17 protein-coding genes are annotated in these 17,669 nt (G+C 38.4%); all 17 read right to left on the bottom strand.

Going from position 1 to position 17,669, the window contains the following annotated elements; all coding sequences use genetic code 11:
• Positions 1-77: 77 nt before the first annotated feature.
• The gene (locus HCX62_RS11575; protein WP_185639180.1) at positions 78-485 is read right to left on the bottom strand and encodes a low molecular weight protein arginine phosphatase; all 408 of its coding nucleotides are present in this window, start codon (positions 483-485) and stop codon (positions 78-80) included.
• On the bottom strand, positions 482-1,519 hold the full coding sequence (locus tag HCX62_RS11570) for an L-threonylcarbamoyladenylate synthase (protein ID WP_185639179.1): 1,038 nt from the start codon (positions 1,517-1,519) through the stop codon (positions 482-484). Before HCX62_RS11570 ends, HCX62_RS11575 begins: the two co-directional genes overlap by 4 nt.
• 300 nt (positions 1,520-1,819) lie before the next feature.
• Entirely contained in the window at positions 1,820-2,671 is an 852-nt protein-coding gene (prmC, locus tag HCX62_RS11565; protein ID WP_185639178.1) for a peptide chain release factor N(5)-glutamine methyltransferase, read from the bottom strand.
• Positions 2,658-3,734, bottom strand: coding sequence for a peptide chain release factor 1 (gene prfA, locus HCX62_RS11560; protein ID WP_185639177.1), 1,077 nt, complete (start codon positions 3,732-3,734; stop codon positions 2,658-2,660). The genes prmC and prfA overlap by 14 nt, the downstream gene beginning before the upstream one ends.
• Positions 3,735-3,756: 22 nt before the next feature.
• Complete coding sequence (locus HCX62_RS11555) at positions 3,757-4,332, bottom strand: thymidine kinase (RefSeq protein WP_185639176.1); 576 nt, start codon at positions 4,330-4,332, stop codon at positions 3,757-3,759.
• 111 nt (positions 4,333-4,443) lie between these two features.
• Positions 4,444-5,310: a homoserine kinase gene (thrB, locus tag HCX62_RS11550; protein WP_185639175.1), complete on the bottom strand. Its 867-nt coding sequence runs from the start codon at positions 5,308-5,310 to the stop codon at positions 4,444-4,446.
• Positions 5,310-6,365, bottom strand: a complete 1,056-nt coding sequence (thrC, locus tag HCX62_RS11545; RefSeq protein ID WP_185639174.1) for a threonine synthase — start codon at positions 6,363-6,365, stop codon at positions 5,310-5,312. Before thrC ends, thrB begins: the two co-directional genes overlap by 1 nt.
• Before the next feature lie 2 nt (positions 6,366-6,367).
• Positions 6,368-7,654, bottom strand: a complete 1,287-nt coding sequence (locus tag HCX62_RS11540; RefSeq protein WP_185639173.1) for a homoserine dehydrogenase — start codon at positions 7,652-7,654, stop codon at positions 6,368-6,370.
• 221 nt (positions 7,655-7,875) lie between these two features.
• Positions 7,876-8,121, bottom strand: coding sequence for a type B 50S ribosomal protein L31 (locus HCX62_RS11535; RefSeq protein ID WP_003726356.1), 246 nt, complete (start codon positions 8,119-8,121; stop codon positions 7,876-7,878).
• Between the two features lie 146 nt (positions 8,122-8,267).
• Positions 8,268-9,764, bottom strand: coding sequence for a DUF6056 family protein (locus HCX62_RS11530; RefSeq protein ID WP_185639172.1), 1,497 nt, complete (start codon positions 9,762-9,764; stop codon positions 8,268-8,270).
• Positions 9,765-9,778: 14 nt separating this feature from the next.
• Positions 9,779-10,216 carry a cell wall teichoic acid glycosylation protein GtcA gene (gene gtcA / locus HCX62_RS11525; RefSeq protein WP_185639171.1) on the bottom strand — a complete coding sequence of 146 codons (438 nt, stop codon included), beginning with the start codon at positions 10,214-10,216 and terminating at the stop codon, positions 9,779-9,781.
• Positions 10,213-11,160, bottom strand: coding sequence for a glycosyltransferase family 2 protein (locus HCX62_RS11520; protein WP_185639170.1), 948 nt, complete (start codon positions 11,158-11,160; stop codon positions 10,213-10,215). The genes gtcA and HCX62_RS11520 overlap by 4 nt, the downstream gene beginning before the upstream one ends.
• Before the next feature lie 80 nt (positions 11,161-11,240).
• A complete protein-coding gene (gene rho / locus HCX62_RS11515; protein ID WP_008948787.1) occupies positions 11,241-12,512 on the bottom strand; it encodes a transcription termination factor Rho in 1,272 nt (423 codons plus the stop codon).
• 105 nt (positions 12,513-12,617) lie between these two features.
• Positions 12,618-13,889 (bottom strand): UDP-N-acetylglucosamine 1-carboxyvinyltransferase, encoded by a 1,272-nt coding sequence (gene murA / locus HCX62_RS11510; protein WP_185639169.1) that lies wholly within the window; start codon positions 13,887-13,889, stop codon positions 12,618-12,620.
• A 117-nt stretch (positions 13,890-14,006) separates the two neighbouring features.
• Positions 14,007-15,080: a lysylphosphatidylglycerol synthase transmembrane domain-containing protein gene (locus HCX62_RS11505; RefSeq protein ID WP_185639168.1), complete on the bottom strand. Its 1,074-nt coding sequence runs from the start codon at positions 15,078-15,080 to the stop codon at positions 14,007-14,009.
• A 5-nt stretch (positions 15,081-15,085) separates the two neighbouring features.
• Positions 15,086-16,111, bottom strand: a complete 1,026-nt coding sequence (locus tag HCX62_RS11500) for a glycosyltransferase family 4 protein (protein WP_185639167.1) — start codon at positions 16,109-16,111, stop codon at positions 15,086-15,088.
• On the bottom strand, positions 16,104-17,387 hold the full coding sequence (locus HCX62_RS11495) for a glycosyltransferase family 4 protein (protein ID WP_185639166.1): 1,284 nt from the start codon (positions 17,385-17,387) through the stop codon (positions 16,104-16,106). The genes HCX62_RS11500 and HCX62_RS11495 overlap by 8 nt, the downstream gene beginning before the upstream one ends.
• Positions 17,388-17,669 lie beyond the last annotated feature (282 nt).

Here is a 17,669-nt window from a genome sequence, read left to right as displayed (position 1 = left end):
AATAATTACTTAAATTGGGTAGAAAAGCAAGCATTTTGGAATAAAAAAACGCAATTCCCGATAGTGAAGCGCTTCACTTATAGAAAACGTTCGGAAATTGCACTTTTTAGTTCGTAATAGGTAATTTCGTATTGCTCAATTGGTCCACCGTACGGATCCGGAATATCCGTTCCATCTTCAGAAATTAATTCTATTTTATCACTCGCTTTTGGAAAAATGCTTTTGAGTTCCGCTTGATGATTTTGGGTCATTACGTAGATTTGGTCTGCCCAATCAATATCATTCTGTGTGGTTTTTTTGGCTGTGTGCGTAGTTGGTAAATTCATTTGCGCGAGAATTTGGCGCGAGTTTTCAGAGATAGCATCCCCGTCCAAGGCACGCGTCCCTGCTGAACGAACCGTTAAATCCGGCCGCAAGTTTTGCAAAATTTTCTCAGCTAATGGGCTTCGGCAAGTGTTACCTGTACAAACAAATAATACGTTCATTCGCTAATCCTCCTATTTCCAGCAGCTTTTTCTAATCGGTTCATAATCGCCGCCCCAAGTTCTGTTTCAGGGTAAACTTCCGCAAAAATGATATCCACATCCGCATGATCAAAAGCTCGCAAACCATTATAAAGGCTAGTGGCAATTTCATCCAAGGCGTCAATGCTGCCCGTTGTTTGAATGACCGCCGTTGTTGTTAGTTCGCTCGTCAATTCTTTCGTTGCTAAAATGCCCAATTTTTTATGTGCAGCTTCGGCTTTATTTATTTCACTTTGCCAAAAATTGATAGAACCTTCAATAAGATAAACTGGGGCTTTCGGCGCGTAGTGTGTGTATTTCATGCCTGGCGCTTTCGGTTTTTCTGTTTCATTTGCACTATTTGTAGAGGAGTCCACTGAGCCGATTACTCGTTCAATTTGTTCTTTTGTAATGCCACCCGGGCGCAAGATGATAGGCACTTCTAGCGAGCAATCAATAACGGTTGATTCTAAGCCGACACCGGTCGGGCCACCATCGATAATTCCAGCAATTTTTCCATCTAAATCTTCTATTACATGGTTAGCAGTAGTTGGGCTTGGTTTACCAGAACGATTCGCGCTCGGGGCTGCTACTGGAATATTGGCGACTTTTATTAATTCAAGACTTACTGGATGTTCTGGCATGCGGACGCCGACTGTGGATAAACCAGCAGAAACATTGGCTGCTAAACTATCTTCTTTCAAAGGGAGAATCACCGTTAATGGGCCTGGCCAAAATTTCTCCATCAATTGGACGGCTTTCGGTGGATAACTCGCTACAAATTGATCCATTTGTTCGCGTCGGGCGATGTGGACAATTAGCGGATTATCTGACGGGCGACCCTTTGCAGCGTATATTTTTTGAATGGCAGCTTGGTTTGTCGCGTCCGCTCCAAGGCCATACACTGTTTCAGTTGGGAAAGCCACGCATTCACCATTTTGTAGTAGTTCAGCGGCTTCTTGATAGATGGGTTGATTTGATTGTTGTTCGTTTATTTTCCAATGAATGGTTTGCATGAATTCCGATCCCCTTTACATAACTTCTATTATATTTTAACGTTTTCTGCCTTATTTTTACAGTATTGTTTTTTAAAATCGGGAAATCACTATTTTCGAACAAAAGTTATCCCCAAACTGTGGATAATAACTTTGTCAATGGGGATAACTTCTTGTGAAATGTGGATAATTCGTAAAGCTAAGTAAAAAAGCCATTTTCTTTATTAAGATTTGATTAAAAAAATTTTTTGCACAACATTTTATCCACAGTTTTGTGGATAACTTTGATAAGAAAAAGACGCTTCTTTTTTAGAAACGTCTTTATACCAATATGTTTGAGCATGTTACGTAGCGATCTTTTGAATTGATATCTTTGTGGATAAGCACAGTGGAATGTGGATAACTTTTTTCAAATAATTGTTTTACTCGTTCGCCTTGTGTATAACCTATCTCCACACCTACCCAAAAGGACGGATTCAGGACATATTTTAAGTTATCCACAAATCGTTCATAGATAGCAAGCCCATCATTTTCTGCAAATAATGCTAAAGATGGTTCGTTTTTCAAGACATAATCCGACATTTCTGCTTTTTCAGCCTCAGAAATATATGGCGGATTCGCGACAATCATATCAAATCGCTCATTGTTTTGTTTGAAAGCTTCAAGCAAATCTGTTTCCACAAAACGGACGTCCGCATTTAACAAGGCCGCATTCTTTTTCGCCACCGCAAGTGCTGGAGCTGATATATCCGAAGCAGTTACGGTAATATTCGGAAATGCTTTTTTTAGCGCAATGGCGATAATCCCGCTCCCTGTGCAAACATCTAATACATTATTTAATGGATGCTTTTTCAAAAAGGCTTCCGCACAAGCGACCAATTCTTCTGTTTCAGGACGCGGAATAAGAACATCTTCCGTCACTAAAAAATCATATCCATAAAAAGGCGCTGTTTTTAAAATATATTGTACTGGTTCTCCCGCCAAATATCTGGCAAAATCTTCCTCGAATTGCTTTTCATGATTCGGTTCGAGTTCCCGACCTATTTCCATCCAAAGCTCAGAACGCGAAAGCCCCATTCTGGTTTCGAGTAAAATTTCCGCTGCATTTTGATCCAAGCCTTTTTCAAGAAGGATGGCTTCCGCATTTTTTAGCAATTGACTAATTTGCGTCATTTAAATGCTCCAATTTACTTGTTTGATCTTCTAGGATTAGCGCGTCAATGATTTCATCGAGTTTGCCTTCCATGATTTGATCTAATTTTTGGATCGTTAAACCGATACGGTGGTCGGTCACGCGATTTTGTGGATAGTTGTAAGTTCGGATACGTTCTGAGCGGTCACCCGTTCCTACAGCTGACTTACGGTTTGCGTCGTATTCCTCGCGAGCTTCACGTTCAAATTTATCATAAACACGTGCACGCAAGACTTTCATCGCTTTATCTTTGTTTTTCAACTGAGAACGTTCATCTTGCATCGAAACGACAATCCCGGTCGGAATATGCGTTAAACGTACAGCTGACATCGTTGTATTGACACTTTGTCCACCGGCACCAGTAGATGCAAATGTATCTGTACGAATATCTTTATCATGCAGCTCAATTTCCACTTCTTCCGCTTCTGGCAAAATGGCAACTGTTGCTGTTGATGTATGAATTCGGCCACCTGACTCTGTTTCTGGAACACGTTGAACACGGTGCGCACCATTTTCATATTTCATTCGGGAAAAGGCATCATTTCCGTTCATCATTGCAATAATTTCTTTGTAGCCGCCAATACCAGTTGGATTAGCGTCCATAATTTCTACTTTCCAGCCTCGTGATTCAGCGTATTTGCTGTACATCCGGAATAAATCGCCCGCAAATAAAGCCGCTTCATCTCCACCAGCTGCTCCGCGAATTTCTAAAATAACGTTTTTGTCATCGTTTGGATCTTTTGGAACGAGTAATAATTTTAGACGTTCTTCTAGTTCGGTTTTTTCTTTTTGAAGTTCCGCGAATTCTTCTTTCGCCATTTCGCGCATTTCATCGTCCAGTTTTTCGCCTAGAAGTTCTTTTGTTTCGTCAATTTGTTCGTTCACGTTTTTGTATTCGCGGTACGCTTCTACTGTCGCCGTAATGCCGGACTGCTCTTTAGAAAGGTCACGTAGTCGCTTTGGATCAGATACTACATCTGGATCGCTTAGTAGTTCATTTAATTCATCGTAACGGTCTTCCACCGCCTGTAATCGATCATACATTGTATTTCAACACCTCTTTAACTTATTTTATTGGTGGATTGGCATGGCATTTGCGGCACACTGGGTAATAGTGGTCATTTCCGCCAATCATAATTTGTTCGCCTGTATACACTGGTTTTCCTTTGTCATCAACGCGCAGAACCATCGTCGCTTTTTTAGCACAAAACCAGCAAATTGTTTTCATTTCTTCTAATTTGTCCGCATATAGGAGCAAGTATTTCGAGCCTTCAAATAATTCATTTCGAAAATCATTTTTTAGTCCGTAAGCAATTACTGGGATGTTTAAACTATCCACAATTTTCGCCAATTGAAATACATGTTCTTTTTCTAGAAATTGTGATTCATCTAAAAGAACACAATTTGGTTTCGGGTTAATGTTCGATACGATTTCAAAAATATTCGTGTCGCTAAAAATAGGAGTTGCTTCTCGTTTCAGTCCAATTCGACTTGAAATGAAGCCAACTTGGTCTCTATCGTCAATCCCTGAAGTAAAGATAGCTACTGTTTTATTTTGTTCTTCATAATTATGTGCGACTTTTAGAATTTCAATGGTTTTCCCACTATTCATGGAACCATAACGGAAAAATAATTGTGCCATTAAGACCGCTCCCTTTTACTTTATAAACTCTTTTCCTATTTTATCATAGAGCGGCACAAATTGGGACATATAGTTAAAAAAAGCTACGCCGCAAATGGGCATAGCTTGATTTTAACGAAAAACTTCTGCGCCGCTTCCTTCTACATCAAGCAAAAGGACGTCTGCATCTATTTCCAGTGATTGTAAAGATGTTTGCAGTGTGTCCGCTACTTCGCGAGGAGCGAATACTAAGACAGTAGGGCCTGCGCCACTTAAACAAGCAGCATAAGCACCTTCGCTTTTGGCAACATCTCGAATTTTGGTTAAATGTGGTACTAATTTGCTACGATATTTTTCATGCCATAAGTCGCGTTCCATCATTTCCCCAGCTAACGTCATATCATTGCGCAAAATAGCCGCGATCATCACGTTGGCAATACTACTCGCCTGTACTGCTTCTTTAAATGGAAGTGTATCGGGAAGTACGCCGCGACTTTCCGAAGTAAGTAGTTCAGCTTTTGGAATAAACGCAATTAAAGCACAATCTGGAAAAAGGTGACGCACATAAAAATCTTCGCCGTCTAACTTTGCCCCTACAACCCAGTTTCCTAGGACAGCTGGTGCGACATTATCCGGGTGACCTTCTATTTCAGCGGCTATGCGCACTTTTTCTTCTTTTGAAAGATTAAGTTCTGCAAGTGTGTTGGCTAATTCAATTCCCGCGACAACTGCGGCTGAACTGCTACCAAGCCCGCGAGCCGGCGGAATATCACATGCCATCACTAAATGGTGCGGCGTCAAATTAGGCGCTAAGTTTAGGGCTGTTTCGATAATTACATTGGTTTCATCATGCGGAATACCGCCACCAATGTTATGTTCGATATACCAAGAATCCGCTTCTTCGCCAATATCTAACGTGAGATATAATGTTAGCGCTAAACCACATGAATCAAAGCCGGGACCAAGATTGGCCGTTGTTGCTGGGACACGAATACGCATTAAGCATTCACTCCTGAACGTAAATGTGTGCGCATTGCTTCGATATCATCTACGTGAGAAATTGGAATTTCATGCACACTCATCGCAGTATCTGGATCTTTTAAGCCATTTCCAGTGAATACACAAACGACTGTTTCGCCTTTTTTAATCGTTCCATTTGCAACATGTTGGATAACGCCGGCTAAAGATGCGGCAGAACCTGGCTCAATGAAGACACCATCTTGTGCTGCAATTTTTTTATACGCATTCACAATTTCGTCGTCTGTTACAGAATGAATGTAGCCACCAGATTCATCGCGAGCTGCTTCTGCAAGCCCCCAACTAGCTGGATTTCCGATACGAATCGCTGTTGCAATTGTTTCCGGGTTATCAATCGGTTTCCCTTGAACAATCGCCGCAGCCCCTTCTGCTTCAAAGCCATGCATCCGCGGAAGTCCAGAAGCTTTAGCCTCGTTCCATTCTTTAAAACCCTTCCAGTATGCAGAAATATTTCCGGCATTACCTACTGGAATCGCAAGTACATCTGGCGCGGAACCTAATTGTTCACAGATTTCGAATGCAGCTGTTTTTTGACCTTCTAAACGGTATGGGTTAACAGAGTTTACAAGGGTAACTGCTTCAGTTTTAGCAAGTTCACGCACGGATTTTAATGCTTCGTCAAAATTACCTTGAATCGAGATAATATCAGCACCATACATGACTGCCTGCGCTAATTTGCCAAGAGCGACTTTGCCTTCTGGAATAACGATGTACGCTTTTAATCCTGCACGTGTTGCGTATGCCGCTGCGGCTGCCGATGTATTCCCTGTGGAAGCACAAATAACTGCTTCGGCGCCTTCTTCTTTCGCTTTAGCAACCGCCATAACCATTCCACGATCTTTAAACGAACCAGTTGGATTTAATCCTTCATATTTTCCATATAAAGTAACGCCAAGTTCTTTGGACAAATTCGGCAATGGAATAAGTGGTGTATTTCCTTCCGCAAGTGAAATCATTGGCGTTTTATCAGTTACTGGTAGATATTCTTTATATTTTTCTAGTAAACCTTTATACATATTTAACCCTCCACAACGGAATATTTTGCGAGCATTTGCATTTCTGGCTCGTCTTTCACCCTAGTGATTGCTTGTTCTAATTGCGCTTGGCTTGTTGAGTGTGTCACGATAACAACAGTCGCTGTAAAATCATCATACGGTTGTTGTAAAATTTTATCAAAACCAACGCCAGCTTCTGCAAAAATTTGCGTTAACTTGAGGAAGGTTCCTGTTTTATCGTCCATTGTTAGACGAAGATAGTATTTGGAGAAAACTTGTTCTTTTGGTGTGTGTTTTGTTTCGTGTTTGTAGCTGTTGAAAGCATTACCGTTTGTACCTAGACGACTATTTTTCGCAACAGTAATCAAATCACTAACAACACTTGTCGCTGTTGGTAATTCGCCAGCACCAGGTCCGTAAAACATTGTTTCTCCGACAGCTGCACCAGTTACAAATACGGCATTATTTTCATAGTTAACGCCTGCAAGCGGATGTGCCTTTGGTAATAATACTGGTCCAACGTTGACATTAACTGTGCCATTTGTTTCTTCGGCAGTACCTACAAGTTTAATTTTATAGCCTAATTGGTACGCTACTTCGATATCTTCAGGAGAAATCCCGCGAATACCATTTGTTTCTACATTATCTAAATTCACATTCATACCAAATGCGAGTCTTGTCATAATAACCATTTTTCTAGCTGCATCGATTCCGTCCACGTCATTCGTTGGGTCGGACTCGGCAAATCCTAGTGCTTGGGCTTCTGCTAAAACTTCTTCGTATGACTTTTTCTCTGATGTCATTTTTGTTAGCATGAAATTGGTCGTCCCGTTGACGATACCCATTACTTTTTGAATTTTATCTGCTGCAAGGCTATTTACGATTGTACGTAAAATGGGAATCCCGCCTGCAACGCTTGCTTCATAAAACAAATCACATTTATTAGCTTGTGCAACTGCCACTAATTCGTCGCCGTGTAGCGCAATCAAATCCTTATTCGCAGTTACTACATGTTTTCCAGCTTTCAAGGCCTGCAAAATGTATTCCCGCGCAGTTGTGATGCTGCCCATAACCTCGACAACAACAGCAATTTCTGGATCATCCAGTACATCAGACGGATTGGTGGTTAGTTCAAAACCTTTTGTTTCATAACGGCGATTTTTTTCTAAGTCACGAACTAGCACTTTCTTAACAGAAATATGGTATCCAGTTACTTGACTGATTTTTTCTTGATGCTCTTCTAAAATATGAATAACACCGCTACCTACCGTTCCAAATCCTAACACACCTACTTGTAACTTTGCTTCCACTTGAAAACCTCCTTATTATTGTTTAACAAAACAGAAAATTTAACTTTTTTATTACCTACTCATAAAAAAAGTAATTAGTGATATTATACGCAACTTCACAGGGAAAAGTAAACCCTTGAAAGGAAAGTTTTTATTTTTAGTAGCTCTGAGAAATAATTCCATAAAAAAACACACCCAGCAAAAGCTGAGTGCGCAAATTATTTCGTTCGTTACATACAGTCTTATTTGAGACCGTATTTTTTGTTGAAGCGGTCCACACGGCCGTCTGCAGTCGCATGTTTTTGTTTACCAGTATAGAACGGGTGCGAATCAGAAGAGATTTCGACACGTAGTAAAGGATACTCGTTGCCATCTTCCCATTTAATTGTTTCGCTTGAGCTCTTAGTAGAACCTGACAAAAATTTGAAATCAGTACTAGTATCAACAAATACCACTGGACGGTACTCAGGATGAATTCCAGTTTTCATTTCTTTTCAACTCCTTCGCCCTGAATCATCTGAAACAGAGTAATTAAGTGCTTTTACACACAGTATAGATATTATAACAATGTTAAAGCAAACAAGCAAGATTATTTTTGCATCCATTTGTTAAAGATTACTTTATGCACCAGACTTTATTTCTCAGGTGCGTTTTTAAGTTGTACATCTTTAGGTAAATTGAAGAAAATCTTGAAATTATCTGCTTGGAAACCAGGGATCATTAATTTACTATTCCATAAGAATTTCTCATGTTTTAGCGGCTTAACTGTTACCACTTTTTTCCCTTCATCTATTTGCTGTTGGATACTATCCATTCTTTCATTATCAGAAATTTTTATTTGAGCAAAAATGACACTGTAGGCAAACACTAACGTTAGCGCCAGCGTGATTATCGGAATACTAATAGCTTTTAAATTTATAAACTCTTCATCTACAAGGTAAACAAGCAGGCGAACAATAAATAACACGAAAAATGCATAAGAAAGGATAAAGCATCTTGAGCCAAAAGGTGTGACAAAGAACAGTGGCCCCGCAATAAACACGGCAGATATTAGGTAGAAACTAAGCTCTACTTTTAAAGAACTCTTCTTGAAGAATAAGATAATCGTAAACAGGATAGTTAAATAAAATAATAACGAAATCCAAGCTTCGAATTCAGAAGTTTTTGCCACATCTGTAAAAATGCTTAATTGCATTCTATCAACAATAAATGGTCGGTAGAAAGGATAAATTGTCAAGATTGCGATGAAAATATTTTTCACCCATATTTTCCAAGTTGGTAAGTTCTTCCCGATCTTCACAAGAAGGAAAATACAAAAAACAGCTAATACAAAGTTTAAAATAATATTATTCATAATTAAAAATTTATACATGCTGGTAGAGAAAATAGAATAGATCTTCTCAAAAATCCCCATGTCCGTATCGATAGTCCGGTAATTATCTGCACCAGTGAATATTTTTACATAAGCACCATTGGAAAACATGATAACCGCTCCGATAAGCGCTGATACAAGATATACGATATGGAAAGCAAAAAACTTTCTAAATTTCATGAAGCTATAAATGATAACAAAAGCGCCCGCAAACACATTGTAAATTGTTGCATGTTCAACAAATAATTGAGAACCAATACCAAGTGGAACGGCGAATATTAGTAGCCAAATAGAATACTTAGGTGTCTTCTCATAGAAGATATTTTTTATAATTAATAAATATACTAAAATACAAATAGTCGCTGTATTATAATTAGCAAAACCAGCTGCCCATGCGAATGTAGAAGAAAACATATCGCTAGTTACACCTAACATTAAGAATAAGCTAAGGAAACCGATAGTTAACTTTGCTGTTTTGGCAATTAAAAGTGGTAATACTACAATTGCAGCACCAAACACACCCATAATTAGGATACGGAACCAATCAACCCTCGTAATAATTAACTCACAAATATTCCCAAAATAACGTCCATTATAATCTTTAAATCCATCATAGAATCGATTCATTCCAAGTCTAATTCCCCAAGTCCAGTCATCATGGGTTAATGGCGTACAATAAGACAGATACAAGTAAAACAAAAAAATAATAAAACTAAAAATCCCAATTTTAACGCCATCTTTTTTTATGCTATTTATCATAGATACACATCCCTTTATTTTCTCACTCTAAAAATAATCCACTTACTAAATACATAATTCAATACTAATACAATTACATTCGTCCAAATTTTTGCCCATAGTTCATTTATTCCTAGTCCACTAATTAATAGGATCATTACGAAGAAATCAACTATATATGTTAAAAATCTAAAACCAAAGAACGAAGAAACTTCTCTCGCTTTTTCTTTCCATGTGGGAGTATAGCTATCAAAAACATACTTTTTATTAGAAAAATAGGCGAACAATACAGATGCTACCCATGCTATTGTATTTGCAATTCGGTAATCCCAATTTAATAAATCAGTACATAACCAAAAAGTCACGATATTAATCAAGGTGGTAAATCCACCCATAATTAAATACATTAAAATGCTATGTATGCTATCTGTATACCACGGTAATTTATCTAGTAATTGCCTTACTCTACTCATTTGACATCTTCTTTCTCTCCGTTGTATTCTTCTACAAAATAAAGCGGACGTTTCTTGACTTCATTAAAAATTCTTCCTAAATATTCACCGATAATCCCAATACTAGTTAACTGAATTCCACCTAAAAATAGTATAGTTATCATCAAGGTAGGGAAGCCACTAGTGCTAGAACCTACAATTAAGGTTTTAATCAGTATATAAATTAAATATATAAATGTACCGATTGATATTGTAAATCCAGCAACCGTTGATAATCTTAGCGGTAAAGTGGTATAAGAAGTAATTCCTTCAAGAGCCAAATTAATCAAAGCTCGGTAATTCCATTTAGTTTCACCGGCATGTCTTGGCGCAGCATCAAAAGTTACTTCTACTTTTTTAAATCCGATCCAATTATATAATCCTTTTGTATAGCGCTGTGTTTCTCTTAGCTTTTTGATAGCATCTACACATCGTCTATCAAGCAAACGAAAATCGCCTGTATCTGGAAGAACCGGCGTTTTTGTTACTTTTTGTAGCATTTTATAATAATATTTAGAGGTTGCTTTTTTTAACCAATTTTCTCCTGGTCTTTTATTCCGTCTTGCATAAACATCTTCATACCCTAGTTCCCATAGCTCGACCATTTCTACGATTAATTCAGGTGGATGTTGTAAGTCCGCATCCATCGTAATGACGGCATCCCCTTTTGCATAATCGAATCCCGCTGCCATTGCTATTTCTTTCCCGTAATTTCTTGATAAATCCACAAAACCTACTCGTTCATCTTTATTATGCAGTTGCTTTACTATTTCCAATGTATTATCTTTACTTCCATCATTGATAAATAGCAATTCGAATGTATATTTATCCTTAATGGACTCCATTACATTCACAACCGTTTCATATAATGTAACAATAGATTCTTGCTCATTATATGCAGGAACAGATATTGTAATTAGTTTCATTATCTTTCTCCTTCTAGTGATTTCAATAATTACTCTACAAACGATAGTATCAAAATTAATAAGAAAAGTACAGCTTCTCTTTATTTTTTAAACATCTCTTCTTGCAATAATTCATAAAAAGCTTCGTTATTTTCCGTTTTCTTTAAATAGCGTACGAAACGTTCTGAAATCTCAAGTCCGTCGCTTTGTTTTGGCATTGCTTTACGGATTTTCCAAAGTTGTTCTAGGCGATCTTTGGATAGTAGCAATTCTTCTTTTCGTGTTCCGGAGCGGCGCATATCAATCGCTGGGAAGACGCGGCGTTCTGCAAGTTGGCGATCAAGATGCAATTCCATGTTTCCAGTTCCTTTGAATTCTTCGTAAATAACATCGTCCATACGTGAGCCTGTATCAACTAAAGCCGTGGCAAGGATTGTTAAACTTCCGCCTTCTTCAATATTTCGAGCAGCTCCAAAGAAACGCTTAGGTCTGTGGAAAGCAGCTGGATCAATACCGCCAGAAAGTGTACGACCACTTGGCGGAATAACTAGATTGTAGGCTCTAGCTAGTCGTGTAATGCTATCCATTAAAATAACTACATCACGCTTTTGTTCGACTAGACGCATCGCGCGTTCAAGTACTAGTTCTGCCACTTTAATATGATTCTCTGGCACCTCATCAAATGTGGAACTGACAACATCTGCTTTTACAGAACGTTCAATATCCGTTACTTCTTCCGGACGCTCATCAATTAACAAGACAATCAATTCGGAATCCGGGTGATTCGTCGTAATCGCATTAGCAATTTCTTTGAGCAATACGGTTTTCCCCGCTTTTGGTGGCGCTACGATAAGTCCACGTTGCCCAAATCCAATTGGTGAAATCAAATCAATCGTCCTAGTTGAAATCGGATTTTTTCCCGTTTCTAAATGAATTTGACGATCTGGATAAAGTGGCGTTAACCCTGGAAAATGTACTCTTTCTTTCGCAACTTCCGGATTTTCTCCATTTACAGCTTCAACATGAAGCAAGCCAAAATAACGTTCGTTTTCTTTCGGAGGACGAACTTTCCCAGAAACTTTATCCCCAGTTCTTAACTCAAAACGTCTAATTTGGGACGCGGAAATGTAAATATCTTCTGAGCTAGACGAATAATTGATTGGGCGCAAAAAGCCGAAACCTTCATTTGGAATAATTTCTAGTACACCTTCCATGAAGAAAAATCCTTCTTTTTCTGCATTTGATTTTAATAAAGCAAAAATCAATTCTCGTTTTGTTAGTTTGCTGTAATACGCAATTTTATGTTCTTTTGCTAAAGCGTAGATTTCTTTAATTGTTAAACTTTCTAAGTATGCAATGGACAGTTTAGCCATGTATGGACCACCTTTTTGAGTTAATAAATAGTAATAGGAATAAATTGCAATGGAGGGAATTTGAGGGAAAGCTGAAACGACTTGATTCGCTCCAGCCTCAGATTTTTATAATTTCGTTTCTGCTGCATTGCTACGAGTTATATCGGCTCCAATAGCAGACAGTTTTTCAATAATTTTACTGTAACCACGTTCAATGTGTTCTACGCCATGAATTTCTGTTTCTCCGTCAGCTAAAAGACCGGCAATAACTAGCGCAGCGCCAGCACGTAAATCGGTCGCTGTAACTTTAGAACCTTGTAGCTTTACAGGCCCACTTATGACTGCTGATCTGCCTTCTAATTTAAACTTCCCGCCCATTCGCTCGATTTCCGCAATATGTTTAAAACGGCTTGGATAAATTGTATCCGTAATAACGCTACTACCTTCCGCGCGTGTTAAAAGTGCGGTTAGCGGCTGTTGCAAATCCGTTGGAAAACCTGGATAAGCATATGTTTTAATATCTACCTTTTTCACTTTTTCTACTTCTCCTACAAAAATAGCATCTTCTTCTATATCCATCGGAACGCCCATTTCTGTAAGTTTAGCAATGATTCCTTCTAAGTGGGTCGGAATAACATTTTCGATTCGCACACCTTTACCAGAAGCCGCTGCAAGCACCATGAATGTTCCTGCTTCGATTCGATCCGGAATAATTGTGTGATGGCAACCATGCAGATGATCTACCCCAGTAATGCGAATAGTATCTGTTCCAGCACCTTTAATAATTGCGCCCATATTTGTTAAAAGTGTGGCAACATCAATGATTTCCGGTTCTTTAGCTGCATTTTCGATAATTGTTTTTCCTTTTGCACGAACAGCTGCTAGCATAATATTAATTGTAGCGCCTACACTTACAACGTCTAAGTAAATCCGCGCACCTTTTAGTTCATCGGCACGCAAATAAATCGCACCTTGTTCGTTAGTTACTTTTGCGCCTAGAGCTTCGAAGCCTTTAATATGTTGGTCAATGGGACGTGGCCCTAAATAGCAACCACCCGGAAGACCAATAACTGCTTTTTTAAATCGACCTAACATTGCACCCATTAAATAATAAGACGCGCGTAATTTCTTCACATTTCCTGATGGAAGTGGCATCGAAATCATATCTGTTGGATCAATAACTGCTGTTTTATTATCATAGCGAACTGTGCCGCCAAGTTCTTCTAAAATATCATAAAGTGTATATACATCCGAAATATCTGGTAACCCTTCTAAAACTACTTCAGACTCCGCCAAAATTGCAGCTGGAATCAAGGCCACCGCACTATTTTTTGCACCATCAACTTGCAAAGTGCCAGTTAATTTTTTTCCGCCTTGAATAATCAGTTTATCCGTCACAAATGTACCCTTCTTTCCTGAAGCTTGTCATACTTTTTCATTATCCATTAATTTGTTTTACTTTGCAAGATGCTTTCTCTAAAAAAAGCCGGGAACAGTGTGCCCCCAAGCTTTTTATTATTGTGGTAAATTTTTAACTGGTGCTTTTGCGAGCGCTTCGATATGCGGCTTGATTTTCTGGGATGCTGTATCTTTAATTAACAAGGCTCCAGCACCAAAAACAATGCAGCTATAATAGGTAATAATTCGCCATAAAACGAGTGCCATTAGTAATTTGGCTGGTCCAAGTAACATCCCGAATAGCAGGGTGAAAGTATACTCAGCACCACCCGCGCCGCCCGGAGTTGGCATGACCGTCGCAAACATAATAATAAATGCGTGATACGTAATCGCCATATACAGCCCAATTCCTGTGACACCAATTGCTTGTAAAATAAAGAACGGAATAGAAAAATAAATCCAAAGTTGTAACGTCGTGTAAAAACAGCAACGCACAATTAATTTCCAATCTTTCCCAATCCGACTACTTTCTTCGTGGAAAGTAACAATTTTTTCATCTAGCATATTTCTTAAATTAGCTACTTTTTCCTTTTTCATAAATAGTCGCGTCGGTACGAGTAAGACATGGACTAATTTTGTCGTGAATTTTTGGCTTCTACCTACTAAAATAAGGGCCGCGATAACGATGACATGGACACCAAAACCAAGTAAAACAAGGAATTTCAGTTGTGTCACACCCGTCATTAAATAATGGATACCAAAAATCAAAATAACTAAAAAGTTCAGCACAACCATCGCTTGATAAATAATGAATTTCACGAGTAAAACTGAGCTGCCTCGTCCCGCATCCATGCCTTGCTTCGTTAACATCACAAGTTGCGCCGGTTGCCCACCAGTTGACATCGGAGTAATTGTATTAAAAAATTGGCCAATCATCGTAATCCGAAAAGACGAAAAGAACCGTTGCTCTTTATTCGCTGGTTTAGATGCCGTTTGTAAAACGACCGCTTCTAAAAACCAGTAAATAAACATCGCAGCAAATGCCGCGAGGAGCCACCAAGGGTTCACTTTTAACATCGAAGCGAAAAAAGTGGAGATATCTACGCCTTGAAATTGCCAAATAATGAAGCCGATACTAATCGCTAATACAATCGCAATATTAAATAGATTTTTCTTCGCGCCTCCACTCATAACTTTCACTCCTTCGTTAGTAAACCTTGATAAAAGTCCAACCATATTTTAGCAAGGCGATCTTCGGAATAATAAGCTGCCCCGCGTTTCGCTGCTTGCAACATTTCATTATAATAATTCGCATCATGTTCTAAACGTTCGATAGCCCGAATGAACCCGGCATTATCCATTTCTTTCACATAATAACCGTCTAAAATTTCTTCATATAAATCCAAATTCCGTAGTAATATCGGAACATCCGAACTCATCGCTTCCAAAATCGCCATCGGAAACAGCTCATTGTAAGAAGGCATAAAGAATACATCGGCCATATTAATACAAGCATTCATTTCCGAACGATCTACAATCCCAATGAATTTCACATTACTCGGTGGATTATCATAGATTTTTTTCAATTCCTCGTAGCCAGAAGTAATTTTCCCAAAAGAAAATCCACCCGCCCAAACAAATTGAACATCGGGAAGTTTTTTCGCTACTTCGATAAAATCAAGCACGCCTTTACGATGCTGTACTTGCCCAATGCCAATCACCGTGAATTTATCAGCAGGAATTCCATATTTCTCGCGAGCCAGTTGTTTTTCTGCCTGAGAAATCGGAAAAAAGCTCTTTTTGGAAACGAAATTTGGGATATAATGGATTTTTTCTTCAGGGATATTATAAGCAGTTAGTTTCGGTATAAAAGATGGATTAACCACAACGATTTCATCCATACGCTTATAAAAACCAATCAAATACTTATAAAAAACAACCCGGGCAATCCAAGGTAGCTTCAAACTACCTTCCATTGTTTCGGGCAAAAAATGAACATATCCAACCCGAACGCCTCGTTTCTTCTTAAAAAAAGTCGAAAGAAAAAAACGGAAATCAACGGTATGGTAATGCGTGATATCCGATTTCTCAAAACTATTAATCTTCATATCAATTTCATTTATATCTCTTTCTTCTAGCAAGTTCACAAGTTCGCGGTAAGCCGATGCTACACCTTGTCCTTTTACTTTTTCTGCCGAAGATAGCATTGTCAACTTAATCACGCCGCGATGACCTCTCTTTCCTTTGAACATGCGTAGAAGATGATAGTGAAAATACTTGTGATGCTATTTTACTTTTTATTAATGTTGGTTTTACTTTTATCGTGCCATTTTGTCGCTTTACTCGATAAATTTCACGAATTTCATTATATGTAGATTCAATGTTGATGCCAAATTGATCCGCCGAAATGGATTCTACTTTTACTCTACCGTTTGACGCTACTAATGTTGCTGTATTTTTATCTGAAAGTATTTTAATTAATAGACTTGCAAGCTCATAATCTTCATCGAATAAAAAGGCCGTTTCTCGGTCACTTAAAAATCCTTCAATGCTTTCATCACGTTTAGCAACGACTGGTAAAGATGCCGCCATTGCTTCTGCATAGGTTAATCCTTGCGTTTCTGTCGTTGATGCACTCACAAAGAGATCTCCTAATTGGTAATATAAACTAATATTTTCCCAGTCAACTGCTCCGGTGAAAATAACATGCGCTTCTAAATGTTTTTCTTCTACTAATTTTTCTAAGTCTTTACGTACCGGTCCATCGCCAACAATAACAAGTTTGGCTGTTGGTTTCGTTTGTAGGACTTCTGGCATTGCGTTAATAATCGCATCAATATTTTTTTCATGAGCAATTCTTCCGAGCGAAAGTATCACTGGATCTTCTGTTCCGATTCCAAGTGATTTTTTCAAGTCTAGAATTCGCTGTTTCTCAACCGGCGCGAACGATGAAATATCTGTGCCTGTTGGAACTGTATACATTAATTTGTGGATACCTTGTTCTTCTAAGTGATGTCTAACTTTTGCTGTCGGAGTAATTATCGCATCATAGCTATCACAAAATGATTTGGTCATTTTCCCCACCATTGACGGTGTTAAAATTTTACCTTTCGCAATATAATGCAAATAATCGACATACATTGTGTGGTAAGTATGAATAGAAGGAATATGATATTTTTTAGCAATTCGCTTACCTAATAGACCTAAAGAAAACTCCGTATGTGTGTGAATAATATCTAAGTCCAAGCGACCTACTAGCTTAATAAACTTATTCATTCCAGCAATTGCTACGCGACGTTCTGGAAAAAAGACAAACGGAATACTTGGCAAACGAAACACACGCCCCTCTTCGCTTTCTCTATCAGCGTTCGGATCGGTTGTCGTAAATATATATACAGTGTGCCCTTGTTTTCTTAGTTCGTTTTCCATAATCATTATCGATGTAGCTACACCGCTAATTTGCGGACTGTAGGTATCCGTAAAAATCCCTATATTCATTACTATCGCCTACTCTCTTCCTCGTTGGTTCATTCATCATTTAATATATTATTATAACATAACTCTAGTAAGTCGTATTACGCAACTAACTATATTATGACTCATTCAAATTGATAAAACATGCGCCTGAAGCATGATTTTTTATCGGGAAATTTGGATTGATTCGTTCTATTAAATGAAAGCTATAGTTATCATACCATATTCGCCCTCATAACGATAATTAAATTCCTTCTATAAATGCCCCTAAGATACACATAAAAAATAACTGGCAAAATCAACAAG

This window comes from Listeria swaminathanii (genome assembly GCF_014229645.1).
GTDB lineage: Bacteria > Bacillota > Bacilli > Lactobacillales > Listeriaceae > Listeria > Listeria swaminathanii.
The sequence above is the reverse complement of the archived record's forward strand: the minus strand, read 5'-3'. Positions and strand labels throughout refer to the sequence as shown.